General features: G+C 39.7%; 12 protein-coding genes. 2 read left to right on the forward strand and 10 right to left on the reverse strand.

Translation table 11 applies throughout. The features are described 5' to 3' along the window. Positions 1-182 (forward strand): hypothetical protein (locus ACG2F4_RS18360; RefSeq protein WP_395262402.1); only part of this gene is annotated, 182 nt, incomplete at its 5' end. Between the two features lie 688 nt (positions 183-870). Here the strand turns inward: ACG2F4_RS18360 and ACG2F4_RS18365 are convergent. Beyond that, positions 871-1,620, reverse strand: coding sequence for a sugar transferase (locus tag ACG2F4_RS18365; protein ID WP_395262404.1), 750 nt, complete (start codon positions 1,618-1,620; stop codon positions 871-873). 289 nt (positions 1,621-1,909) lie between these two features. Here ACG2F4_RS18365 and ACG2F4_RS18370 point away from each other — a divergent pair, with 289 nt between their 5' ends. Beyond that, positions 1,910-2,941, forward strand: a complete 1,032-nt coding sequence (locus ACG2F4_RS18370) for an NAD-dependent epimerase (protein WP_395262406.1) — start codon at positions 1,910-1,912, stop codon at positions 2,939-2,941. Here ACG2F4_RS18370 and ACG2F4_RS18375 read toward each other — a convergent pair. From ACG2F4_RS18375 to ACG2F4_RS18415, 9 genes are all read right to left on the reverse strand, one after another. Then, positions 2,908-3,678, reverse strand: coding sequence for a WecB/TagA/CpsF family glycosyltransferase (locus tag ACG2F4_RS18375; RefSeq protein WP_395262407.1), 771 nt, complete (start codon positions 3,676-3,678; stop codon positions 2,908-2,910). The two genes, ACG2F4_RS18370 and ACG2F4_RS18375, sit on opposite strands and share 34 nt — an antisense overlap. 79 nt (positions 3,679-3,757) lie before the next feature. Next, on the reverse strand, positions 3,758-4,495 hold the full coding sequence (locus ACG2F4_RS18380) for a WecB/TagA/CpsF family glycosyltransferase (protein WP_395262408.1): 738 nt from the start codon (positions 4,493-4,495) through the stop codon (positions 3,758-3,760). A gap of 82 nt (positions 4,496-4,577) precedes the next feature. Continuing rightward, on the reverse strand, positions 4,578-5,684 hold the full coding sequence (locus ACG2F4_RS18385) for a glycosyltransferase family 4 protein (RefSeq protein ID WP_395262409.1): 1,107 nt from the start codon (positions 5,682-5,684) through the stop codon (positions 4,578-4,580). Then, the gene (locus tag ACG2F4_RS18390; RefSeq protein ID WP_395262410.1) at positions 5,668-6,750 is read right to left on the reverse strand and encodes a glycosyltransferase; all 1,083 of its coding nucleotides are present in this window, start codon (positions 6,748-6,750) and stop codon (positions 5,668-5,670) included. The genes ACG2F4_RS18385 and ACG2F4_RS18390 overlap by 17 nt, the downstream gene beginning before the upstream one ends. Before the next feature lie 56 nt (positions 6,751-6,806). Then, a complete protein-coding gene (locus ACG2F4_RS18395) occupies positions 6,807-8,081 on the reverse strand; it encodes an O-antigen ligase family protein (protein ID WP_395262411.1) in 1,275 nt (424 codons plus the stop codon). 56 nt (positions 8,082-8,137) lie between these two features. Continuing rightward, positions 8,138-9,328, reverse strand: coding sequence for a glycosyltransferase family 4 protein (locus ACG2F4_RS18400; RefSeq protein WP_395262412.1), 1,191 nt, complete (start codon positions 9,326-9,328; stop codon positions 8,138-8,140). A gap of 9 nt (positions 9,329-9,337) precedes the next feature. Continuing rightward, positions 9,338-10,345, reverse strand: coding sequence for a sulfotransferase family protein (locus tag ACG2F4_RS18405; RefSeq protein WP_395262413.1), 1,008 nt, complete (start codon positions 10,343-10,345; stop codon positions 9,338-9,340). Further along, positions 10,338-11,708 (reverse strand): flippase, encoded by a 1,371-nt coding sequence (locus ACG2F4_RS18410; RefSeq protein WP_395262414.1) that lies wholly within the window; start codon positions 11,706-11,708, stop codon positions 10,338-10,340. Before ACG2F4_RS18410 ends, ACG2F4_RS18405 begins: the two co-directional genes overlap by 8 nt. A gap of 15 nt (positions 11,709-11,723) precedes the next feature. Continuing rightward, on the reverse strand, positions 11,724-12,851 hold the full coding sequence (locus ACG2F4_RS18415; protein WP_395262415.1) for a Wzz/FepE/Etk N-terminal domain-containing protein: 1,128 nt from the start codon (positions 12,849-12,851) through the stop codon (positions 11,724-11,726). Positions 12,852-13,331: the final 480 nt, after the last annotated feature.

Raw genomic sequence — 13,331 nt, forward strand, 5'->3', positions numbered from 1 at the left:
TTCATTTTTTGTACGGCCAAAAAACGAACCAAAAAAGCCGCTGGGGAATGGTAGATGTTCCCCTTACCAGCTCGTTCCCGGCCGGTTGCTTTCAAACGCCGGCCGCCTCTCCCCTTTTGCCTGCCGCCATTCCCCAGACCCCGGGGCTGCTTGCTACCATATTCTCAACAATCCAATACTAGTAACCGGTAACAAATAACTAACCCGCGCCGCCGCTGCGCTTGTCCCGGGCGGCTCATAAATCCTAGGCCGGAAGGCGGCTGGAATTTTGAATGAAGAATTAAAAATGATGAATTTCGAAGGGGTACCGGGAAAAAGAGCGCGGGGGGTTCCCCCTTGTGGCAGTTATGATTGAAAAGCGGTAAATGATGTTCGAAGGGGGTGCAGGGGGGTGTTCAGTGAGGAATGAAAAATGAAGAATTAGAAATGATGAATTTCGAAGGGGAGATCGTTTGAACGTATCAAGCAATTGTTCCGATACCGGAAGAAGTGCTGTCTGACGAGGGAGCATGAGCTAAAAATTGCAAACCTGCCCTTCCCGGCCTTGAATGGGGCGCGAAAGCCGAAGCAGGCGTTTGTGGATGTTGCACCGGTGAGGACTTTGATAGCGGGCAACCGGCGCAACGGACCATCAACATCCACGCCTGCACAGGCGGCAGCGGGTGCCCCCCATTCACCGCCTTGATTTTTTTCGTCCCTTTTGTATCAAGACAAAAGGGACACCTCGGTTGGGAAAAACAGTCTCCTGTTTCTTGTTGGGGCTTCTTAATCCCTCTCCTCCTTCCATTTCCCAAAAAAAGAGAAGAGAAACAAAAAAGGCACAACTCCTTTAAAAAGAGCTGTGCCCGTCAAGCTGTTTATCAATTGGGTTTAGTGACCGTTGGTATCCAGATGGATCATCTGCAGAATGGTTCGTCCGATTATTTTCATATCCAGTCCAAATGAGCTTTTTTGAACATAAATGAGGTCATAATCCAGTCGCTTCCGCATATGCTCTTCATCCAGCGTGCCGCCGCGATATCCCTTTACCTGGGCCAGCCCTGAAATTCCGGGTTTTACCGAGTAGCGATAGAAGAAATCTTCGAAGGAGGAGTTCCAGTACGCACACTCTTTTACAGGGTATGGACGGGGCCCCACCAGGCTCATGTCTCCTTTGAGCACATTAAATAATTGGGGAAGCTCGTCCAGATTCAGTTTTCGCAGGATACTGCCGAATTTAAAGATACGGGCATCTCCTTTTTTAGTGATATCAGGCTCGCCGTTTTCAGTTCTCTTTTGCAGGATATGCATGGTCCGAAACTTGTAGCAGGTGAACGACTTACCATTTACACCGGTCCGCTGCTGCTTAAAGATTACCGGTCCACGGGATGATATTTTTATTGCAAAAGCGATAAACGGAAATACGATAAGTAATCCCAATACACCGATACCGGAGAGCATGATATCCAGCAGCCGTTTGCCGGAATATTGTTTTTTTGCGAGAACGTGAAATCTTTGGGGTAAGGTATCCTGTACAAGGGACTCTATATCGGTTTCAAGTTCTGCCTGTGAGATAATACTTTCGCGAACCGTCATAGTTTCACCATCTTCAAGGGATAATGCCTTGGTATTGCCTCTCATAATGTTATTTAAGTTTTTCGGTTAGTAACGTTATAGCCAATCACGCAACTTAGGGGTTAAATAGAAGGCCTATAATAGGAAAATGTTTGGTAGTTTCAAAGGAATTGATTACATGTGTTAAAAAATCATAAGATTAACTCAGTCTCATAAAATTGTGTGGTATTATAGTACACTTTCAGATAAGAAGTAACTATGCTCTTGAGAAAAATTTTTGCCGTCTTTCTTTTTTAAATTGCAGCTCAATTCTTAGTTTTGCTCACATTTATCCAAAAATCAAATACCCTAACAGTTGATTATACTAGTAACCGGAGCAGCAGGCTTCATCGGATTTCATTTAAGCAAACGATTACTCCAGGAGGGACACCAGGTTGTCGGAATTGATGACCTCAACGATTACTATTCAGTGGACCTCAAAACAGACCGCGTTGAAGAGTTAAAAGTTACAAGTAGTGAATTCTCTTTTGTTAAAGCTGATATTTCTGATAAAGACAAAATCGAGGAAGTCTTTCAAGAACATAATATCGGCAGAATCTATCATCTAGCCGCGCAAGCCGGAGTAAGATACTCCATTAACAACCCTGATGTCTATATCCGGAGCAACCTGATTGGATTTTATAATATTATCGAGGCCGCACGGCAGCATGATATCGAGCACCTGATATTTGCCTCCTCCTCTTCTGTCTATGGGGCTAACAAAAAAGTGCCCTACGAAGTGAGTGACCATACCGACCACCCGGTTTCACTGTATGCGGCGACCAAAAAGTCAAATGAGATGCTGGCCCACTCCTATTCGCACCTGTATGATATTCCCATGACGGGACTTCGTTTCTTTACGGTTTACGGCCCTTGGGGACGTCCGGATATGGCTTATTTCAAGTTTACCGACCTTATTAAAAGCGGCCAGCAGATTGAGATATACAATGAAGGCGACATGTACCGCGATTTTACCTATGTGGATGATATCGTGGAAGCACTGTTCCGACTGCTGGACGTTATTCCCGAGCCTTCAAACCAATGGGATGCTGAACATCCAAGCCCCGAAGTGGGACCTGCTCCCTATCGGTTGTACAATATTGGCAATAACGCTCCCATTAAGCTTATGGATTTTGTCAATATCCTGGAAGAAGCATTGGGCGTCGAGGCTAACAAAGTCTTTAAGCCGATGCAGCCGGGAGATGTGTATCGCACCTGGGCGGATTGTGAGGATTTATATAAAACAATTGGCTATAAACCGACGACAAATTTAAGAGAAGGGATTAACAAATTCGTTAGTTGGTATAACAAATATCACTCTTCAGAATTCTTGAAAACTAATTTCTGAATGTCAATAATAAATTTTGGTATTAGATGCCAGGGTTCAACTAGGTATCGGTAAGATAATCTCTTTGGCTCACTTACTAACCTATAAAGCCACTCCAAATTATATTTACCTAACCACCGAGGTGGTGTTTTAGCAGTACCGGCTATATAGTCAAAACAAGCACCGGAAGGTAGTATAATATTTGATTTAATAGATTCTATGTTTCGTTTAATCCATAGCTCTTGCCTTGGCATACCCATTCCAACCATTAAAATATGTGGCTTGAAACCATTAATTTTTTCCAGGATTCGCATATTATTCTTTTTCGTTGTTTCAAAAAAGCCGTGGTGAGTTCTAAATTTTATATTGGAGTATTCATCTTGGAGTCTCAAAGCTGCTTTTCGAGCGACTCCTTTTTCACCTCCCAAATAGAAAATCTTCCATTCTCTTTTATTTGCCAGCTCTAAAAGTGGGTTAATCCAATCCAAGTATGTGATCCGATTTTTGATATCGAGGTTGTAACCAAGTAGTTTACCCCAATAAATGAGTGACATTCCATCGGCATGAACCAAATCAGCAAGATCGAAGAATGAACGGAATTCAGAGACCTGATGGTACAAATATACACTGTGCAGATTATGGTTAGCAATAATAGCTTTTTCATCATTTTGAATATAGTCATCCAGCAACCTGTTTAGTTGCCAAATATTCAATTTAGCAAATTTGACTCCCAACAAAGATACATTATCAACTTTCATATAGATAACATCTCGATATTAACATAATTAATAAGGATAGGAGTGTTGATAAGAAGCCCATACGTATTTGCAAGATACTCTAGCTACTACTCGTGGAGCGTTTAAATAACTTTTGCCTGAATACACGGAGTAGAAATACTGGATTCCCTATTATATATCGGTCAAACATTCTGACTGGCTCCTTGAGAAATCGGAATAACCACTCTAACCCATTTTTATGCATCCATTCGGGTGCTCGCGACTCAGTACCTGCAAGAAAGTTAAAACAGTTACCACCTGTCATGATAATCCCAACATCAAGTTTACTTCTATTTTTCAATATCCAACGTTCCTGTAAGGGCATTCCGAAACCGACTACCAAAATATCCGGCTTTAGTCTGTTTATATCTTCGAGGACTTTTTGGTTTTCTTCTCCTTCCTTTTTAAAAAATCCGTGATAGGTACCAACAATTTTAAGAGCAGGATACTTTTTCAAAAGTTCATCTTTTGCTTTTTGGGCTATCCCCTCTTCATTACCCAAAAAATACATAGTCAGGCCTTCTCTTTCACAATACTCAGCTAAATCCCAACCAAAATCAGCCCAAGTCATTCGCTCCTTGATGGGAATTCCAAGAATTTTACCTGCTAACTGAATGCCAGCAGAATCGTTGCGAACCAGTTCGGCATTGTTATTCATTCTTAAAAGCCACTGATACTTATACGCTTGGTTTATACCATGAATATTTGCTGAGAGCATGATCGCGGGTTCTGATGAACTATCATCCCGAGCATACATATGTATTGCATCTAGTAATTCTTCCAATTCCAGATTGCTCACTTTGCATTTTGTGATATATACGTCGTTCGTATTCATCAATCAATTAATATAGAGCTGTAAAAATAACTTCTCATGTTTCGGCTTAATTTCTACCAACCTTTTTGTAGATATCAAATGTTTTTTGGGCGGTATTTTTCCAAGTATAACTGCTTAGAATAGCAGGGTATTTATTAATCATCTCACGCCTTACTTCTTCACTATTGACAACCTGAATCATGCATTCTTTTAATTCTTTGACATTTTGGGGGTTATGATACAATACTTGATTTTGGGTAATTTCGGGTAGACAGGCTGCATCAGAACTAATGATCGGCAGACCATATGCCATCGCCTCGATCAGGGGCAGGCCGAAGCCTTCATAAATCGAGGGCATCAAAAAGCAAAAAGCACCTTTGTAGAGTTGCCGGAGTTCTTCATTAGATACATACCCCTTTACGACTACATCCTTCTCAAGTGCACGGCTATATTGAAAGTCATTAACGATAGCTTCATTTCCTTCCCCTACAATTACCAACTGAATTTCATCATTATGTTCTTTTTTATACTGATAAAAGGCTTTCAAGACCGTACCCAAATTCTTATGGGGCAGACCTTTTCCCACAAATAAAAAATATTTTCCGTGCTCATTCAATGGTTCTTCTGGAACTCCATTGCGTATTGGCTCAACGCCATATGACTGATAAATAACGTCCACTTTTTGTTTATAAATCTTAAACTTATTGACAAGATCTTTCTTTGTGTTCTCAGAAATGGAGATAATTTTAGCTGAGCTTTTACATGATCTGTATGTGGAAAATATGCGATATATCTGCCGAAAGTAATTGTACTTTTTGATATACAATTCAGCCAGATCGTGCACAGTCACGATAATCGGAATTTCCCCGCTTCTCAATAGAATTGGATTTAACACATGGATAACATCTGCGTTGTACTTTTTCCCATAGTGTTCCAGAGAAAAGAAATGAAAAAGATGCTTTCTGATAGTTCCTATTAAGGTGTTCGTATGGTGAACCTCGATAGGTTGCAGGTTCGGATGCTTATTCAGCGCACCTTTTATATGTTTATTGACCAACACATAAAACTTATCGTCCGGTTGCTGTTCCACGAGCTTGTTAATCAAATTGACGGAATAGTTACCCACTCCCGAAATTTTGGAATCGGTATGCAGTGCACTAATGAGTACATTCATGTATCAATTCTGATATTTTTTGATCTATTCGTTCCACCTTTTTTTCCCAGCTGTTTTCACTGGCTACCTCTATTCTACGGGTAAATTTTTGCCTGCTGTCTTGTTCAACACATTTTCGAATATTGCTGATAAAAGAATCGTGATCATCCGAGAGATAAATAAGGCTATCATAGTCTGCCAAGCTGGGCAGAGCGGTTGAAACTACCGGTTTTCCTGAAGCAAGGTATTCAAAAAGCTTCAAGGGGAAGACGCCCCTAGTATAGCCGTTAATATTATAAGGTATAATACAGACATTGGATTCCGCGATGTATCCTGGTAGTTCTTCATGGTCTTTAGGACCTAAAAATCGAACATTTTGCAAGTTCTGTGGATCAATATTATCAGAACTTCCCCATCCTCCTATGGGACCAATCATGGTAACAGCAAACCCCTCCTTATCCAGCTTTTGGATTAACGTGAGGTCTACTTTGTGACTATTAATTGCACCTACGTAGAAAACATCAATACGGTCACCTGGATGATGCCTTTTAAAAGTTGCCTTTTCTTTAAAAATAGCAACATCGGCGACGTTTTCTTCCAGGATATAATTCTTGGCAAACTTTCCTTTATTATCAGCCAGAGGTTTTGAAGTAAAAATCGTTAAGTCAACCACTTTTAACGTTTGCTTTTCAAGATTGAGAAAGCGCTCTTTTTCTTTTTCTTTTTGGCCGTAGTAAGGGGATTCCTCATAGAAATCCACACAGTCATAAACTTTTAATACGGCCGGCATATCTCTCGTCCTGACAAACGCCTCAGGAGAATAATACCAGAAAATGATTTCTTCTTGCCCTGCTAAATAATGGGATACTATCTTCTTCAATATAAACCAAGAGAGTGCTCTCAAAAGATGGGGTCCCCGATATAAAAAAAGTAAAACAGGACTGAGAACCGTTACCCCATCAGTCTGCTTCCACCAAGTAAAAAGGAAACGGAATGGGTTTTTCAGAAGCTTACGCTTGTAATATCTTTTACTCTGAATGCCGGGATCAATGTAGAGAACCTCATACTTCCTGGCTAATCTTGACATCAAATTCTGCCGATTGGTCCATTGCAGATTATCCCACTCGGACGTAGAAAAGCATACTATTTTGGGCATAAAGCTACTCTCGTTGTTTTAAATTGTGTTACCGTTTTGTAAGCAAACGCCCAAACAAACCAGTAGGGAACACTTAAAAACATAACTGAATGGTAATCCCAGAATAAGGATCCAAACGTGATCAGTATCAACATCCCAAAAACAGTTTTATATTTTCTTTTTTCCAATATTTTATTGCGGATTTTGTACAGTTTATAGAAGGGATAAAATATCAAATAGGAATATAAAAATAACATGGGGAGACCTCCTTTATAAGCCATCCAGAGGAAGGTATTGTGGGGTGAGTGATCAAAATATTGAGTCTCTCCTCCCAAAACTAGCTTAAACTCAAAACTGGATCCCCAGCCTTCGCCCAGTATGGGCGATTCCAGCACCCCGTTAATGGCCGTAGTGTAGGATGCAAATCTATACATTACCGCCGGATCGGTTAGCATATTCTGGAGATTACCGCCTCCGAATTTTCCAAACACGCCCTTCAAAGGCCCAATGCTGGCTAAATTTAGCTGAGTTAAAGCCAAAATTGTTACGACACCCACCACGGTAATTTTTGCTACGTGTTTGAAGTCCACGTCTTTTCGGAAAAACACGTAGTTGAAAAAAAGGGCGGCGAGCAGTCCCAGGTACACCTGCCTTTTCAAGCTTAAAACCAAACCAATAAATAAGATAAAAAGTACAAGCCGTCGGTACCTCACATTATTATAGAAAGCAATGATGAATGCCAACCCCACGATTACCGACTTTGAACCAACAATGTAAAAAACGTCGCCCGTTGTATTTACGAAACCTTGATCAAGTAAAAATCTAAAAATGCCCCCAATAGTGAGTATAATACCAGATATATAGATTATCTTTTGAACAAGATCATATAACTCACTATCCCTATTATTCAGAATTACAAGGTATACAACGGCTATAAACCAAAAGAACCAAGAGTAATCTACCAGTGCACTTGTAAACCGGTTGTAATAGAGACTGGTAATTAATGTGAACAGACAATAGAAAACAAATATGCCGAGTGTAAGGTCGTGTCTTTTTAATCCCAGTTTGGGTCTCTGATAAATACTCACCACCAGGTAAAGCGTAACCAACCCAAGGGCGTACACACCGGCCAACCTGACTCCCCCAAAATTGACTGTACGTAACAACCCGGAGAACAACAGGCTAATAATAAGCAGATATGCCATCATGTACTTTATGTCCCGCATTGACCACTTTAAAAAAAATAGGGTCGCAATAAGAAATGCTAATATCTCAGCTACCATATATGAGACCTATGCAAATACGCATGATATTAGAATATGATTTCTAGACAACAATATTAATGTTCATTCTTGGTAATCAGCACATCTTTATAAAAGATAGTTGTTTTTTGGGCAATACTATCCCAACTATATTCTTTCACCGCAAGATCATATCCTGAAGTAGCTAGTGAATTTCGCAAATCATCATTTTTTTGGAGTTTTAAAATTGCATTAGCCAAAGCTTCACTATTTTTAGGTGGTACTAAAAGACCAGTATGCTCATTTTCTATAATCTCAGATAGCCCATCGATATTAGTTGCAACAAGGGGTACCTTACATGCCATTGCTTCCAAGGCGGAAAGACTAACCGCATCCATTAATGATGGCAAGACGACAATATCAGCTAAATTATTTACTTTTGGCATGTCTTCCAGTGGAAGATTACCTAGCATTTTAACCTTACCATCCTGAATATAATCTTCTAAAGTTGAATAAATCTTACTGATGTAGCTATCATCTGTGTTAAAAACTCTATCACTCCCTAAAAAAATAAATTTCCACTTAACATCTGGAGCACTCTTAATAATACTCTGAATAGCATCTGCTAGATAAATAATTCCTTTTACAGGTACCATCCGGCTTGGACATAATACCACGAAATCTTTCTCGATATTAACATCAATATTCCGGTACTTATCTACTTGTCGAGGAAAAAACATATTTGTATCCACCCCATTTGGTATGAATTTTTTTTCTGAACTATCACCAAATACTTCAGCTGTTTTATTTAATCTTTCAGTGCTGGCTGTGATGATGCCATCAACATCTTTGTACAAAAATTTTAAGTAGTATTGTTGAAGGATATTTCTAGACGACTTTAGGAAACCAGATGAGTGATTTGTCCAAATCCACACATTGTTCCTTTTTATAAACTTCATAGCCCAGTTACACATTCTTAAATCATGTTGATGCACAATATCAACTTTGCCATGTTCTTCAATAATTTTTTTATAGACCCTTAATATCTGTTTCGCCCTGTTATAAACGCGTAATAACCTTGACTGATCTTCATTATTTATTACTGTGTAGAGAAAAAAGTTTTCGGAAACTATTTCTTTATTTATGTCACCTGTCTGAGAGCCATTTTTTACATGTATTAAAAAAATTTTATGGCCTTGTCTAGAAAGAGCCTCTGTTAAATAGTGAACATGAGCGGCAATTCCACCGATGTTGGGAAGGTAATCCGTTGTAAGAGTTACTATTTTCATTTCTATGAATTAGATATACTTATTGACTCGTTTAAAGTATTGCAACATCGCCCTGTTTAGCACATAACGCTTCAGACTTTCTCCGGGGATGAACTTATAAACTTGTGTAGTTTTTTCAGGTATACGTTTTTTATAATCAAAGCGGCTTAAAACTTCTCCTAATAAAGTATTTACAAGGTCCAACTCAAATGGAGTGACTTTATCTTTCCAGTTCTTTAGAGGTTTTTGGGAGATACCTTTAAATGTAGCATCCGATGTACTATTCCCCCCCCAGAGTTCCCCCATGCTTGTAGGTTGCTCTAATGACGACTCGTATTTTATCTCTAAAAATTCAGATACCGTTTGTAACACTGACCCTGTATTAAGTATTACATCTTCAAACCTGACTATTTTATACCCATCAAAAGCCAGACCATTATTATTCGCATGATATAAAGATTTGTAGATGGATTGGACTGAATCCAGCAAGAAGGGACACTGTTGGTATTTTCTTCGTAGGGCAACTAAATTTGCATATGGATTTCTCACCAGATGTATAAATTTGGAATTTGGGAAAATGGATCTTATAACAGGAACCAATTCCAAATGTTCTACACTTTTTTCAACTATCTTATCCCCCTGACCATTTTTTCTAATTTCCAAAGAGTCAAAGATAGCATTTACGTAAGAATAAAAAAGCTCTTCCTCGGTATTCTGAATATTTGTATTCAGAGTTCTCTTGAACAAATCAATATCCCATTCACCGGAGGTATTGCTATCAGCATATTTTAGATCTTGATCCTTTTGCCTATTTAATGTTTTAATATAACTCACCAGTCTTTCAATCTTATCTTGCAGAGTAAGTTTTTCTAAAACTCCTCTTTTAAGTGGATAGTCAATCCAATACCCTGCAAGTTTAAAAAAATGAGATTCAAACGGTATTACCATCAACTCTGAATGGTCATCAAGCAACGCACGAAATAAACTAGTGCCAGATTTGTGGCAGCCAAGAATAAAGATCGGGATACCACTACTCATATGATCTTGTTTTTTTTAAAAGAGGAAATACGATTATTCCAATTTTTTTAAATACAAATATTGATCCCAGTAAATTCATAATTATCAAAGTGGACATTGTTGCAAATGCAGCTCCTTCTATTCCCAAAATCGGAACCATCAAAATATTAATCGCAATATTAAAAAATGCTACAAATAATGTTATATACTGCATGGTTTTCTCATAGCCTGTCATAATCAATAGGTAACCGACTGAGCCCATCATTACATTTAGATACTGTCCTACCGCTAAGATTCTTACAGAATTTGTTCCTGCAATAAACTCATTCCCAAATAGTCCTAAAATCCAGTGGGGAAAAATCAGACAAAAAAGAAGTACCGGTAAAGCTAAAATAGCCATTAAGGCTGCAGTATTCTGTGCTAGATCTTCAAGCTCTTTAATTTCTCCACTATGATAGAGTTCAGAAAACTTCGGTGCCGTAATGCTGTTGACTGCAACAAGTATAAAACTTGTTATAAGTGCTATGCGTAAAGCAATATTATAAATACCAACATCAGCCGATGATACCCAGACACCTAGTACAACCGTATCTGTCCATTTTATTATAATTTCCATTGAGGAAACAAATAATAATGGCAAACTAGTATTTAATATTTTCCTATATGGCATTGAGCCTTTCTGTCCAAATAGATCAAAACTTTTTCCCCAAAGGAAAAAAGATATCCCTGCTGCAAGAAATTGAGAGACAACGTATATATAAGCAGCTCCTTTAATACCTAGTAATAAATAAAGCGGATAAATAAGAACTACGTTAAACACTGAAAATAAAAAGGGATCTGTAATAGCTGCAAAAGTAGTCTCTTTTAAACCTTTTAAAGCGGCCGCATTAATCGAAGTTAATGCAGCAGGGAAAAGTCCTAAACTCATAATTTGCAAGTAAAAGGCTAAATCACTCTTCCCAAAAAAAGCAATTGCAATTTCATCAGCAAATAATTGAATTAGAGCTATACATATAGTCGAAACTACCAAAGTTAACAGTACCGATTTTATGTAAAGATCTCTTACTAGACTAATTTCGTCCTTGACTACATATTCTGCTACGAATCTCATTAGCGACTTGTCAAGACCAATTTTGCAAAAAATTAGTCCTACTAATATTACCGTAAGGCTTAAAAAATATTCTCCACTTACCTCTGCTCCAAATACATTAGCCAAGATAAGATTAAAAAAGAAGGCTGCGCCAGTAGCTAAAACTTTGAATACAAAAGTAGAACTACCTTTTTTCGTTACTTCCTTTAAATGATGGTTTTCGTTAAGAAAGGTCTCTAATTTTTTTTTTACTCTTTTTACCATCAAAAACACATTAGAAAGTACATCCTTCATTGTTTATTCTGGATATTATTGAATAGCACTGTCATTTTTATTCCGCACAAAATATTCAATAAGTATCCATACTATTGAAAGCAAGAAACCGACTACTGTAATTAAAACTAAAATGACCATTCCACTCGTATTATCCTCCAACGGCACCTGCACCGGCTGCAGGATACTAACCACCGGCGTCTGCTCCTGAACTTTTAGTTTTGCCTGTTCTACTCGCTGTGCAAGGGAGTTATAAACGTTGAACGCGATATCATACTCCGACTGTAGGCGCTGCTCGCGGGTCTGGGCCTGGGCGGTAGCAAGGTTCACGTTGCTGTCACGAAACTCCGCAAGCCGGCTCTGGGCCTCCTCGAATCGCTGGCGTACCTCCTCCAACTGTTGAAGTGCATGCTCCAGGTCTTCCTGCGCTTTGCGGGTACGGTAGTTGGTCATATACTCCTTGAGCAAGGCAATACTCGTCTTCCCTACCTGCGCCGCGGCGTTAGGGTCCGGCATCTCAACTGACAGATTGATAACGCCGGATTCCTCGTTCAGCGAAACCGTCACGCGCTGCTGCATATTTTCAATTACCTCCATCTGGCTCTTAGTCACCGATACCACTGAGTCGGTCGCAAAACCCTGCGGCAGTGGGCGTTTTATCTCATCTCCTTCTCCCTTAATCAGCCCGATGATCTTACCCGGCAGGCCTATGGTATAGCCCGTGACGTATGAGAAAACGGAGGGCGTATAGACCTCGTCGAAAAAATTATACACCGTAGTTGTGGTATCGAATTCAGCAAAATACACGCTTTTGTTCAGCAGCTCCAGCTGAAAGGGCAGGCTTTGCACGATCTGGGGATAGAGCGTGGGCGGAATGATGCCCTGTTGCCCCATATTCAGGTCGCCGCCGCTCATACCCAACAGTCCGCCGTACTGCTGCAGTAGGCTACTGGCCCCGCTTTGCTCTGATTGCACCTCTGGCATCAGGGTGGCCCCGGTCTGGTATTCTTTGGGGGCCAATAACGCAACCAGCAATCCAATAACGATAAAAACCCCGGTCACTTTAGCTATAAAAAAACGCTCGTCCCAAATATGTTTGGCCAGCTCTACAAGGTCGATTTCCCGTTCTTCGGTCTGGCGCTCGTCCCACTCTTCAACGGGCACAAGGCGGTATTCCTGTAGTGGAAATTCCTCGGACTGCTTCCCGGGCTTTTTGCCGGTATTGGGCTTGTTATCATTATGTGGCGTTTCGTCGCTCAGAGTATAATGGGTTATGAGTTCGTGATAAATTTTCAGTGCACAATGATACGGATTTTTAAATAGGGAGGAAAGAATAGATAATAGCGATTCTTACTGAACCTGGCAGCTGTAAGCTTGTATGAAATGTGGAGAAACAGGATATAAAAAGCATTAACGATACTGAAGGGTTACAATTTTCGATATTGATAATGTTCATTTTTTCATCGATGAAAAAACGAACCCAAAAAATCACAGCCGGAGGATGGGAATTATGAATGATGAATTTTGAAGGGGCAGAAACGGAGAACGCGGGCTTTCCCCCTTGTGGCAGTTATGATTGAAAAGCGGTAAATGATGTTCGAAGGGGGTGCAGGGGGATGAAGAATGAATAATTAATTAAAGATA

It is taken from the genome of Halalkalibaculum sp. DA3122 (assembly GCF_043951865.1).
Taxonomy (GTDB): domain Bacteria; phylum Bacteroidota; class Rhodothermia; order Balneolales; family Balneolaceae; genus JAMQKA01.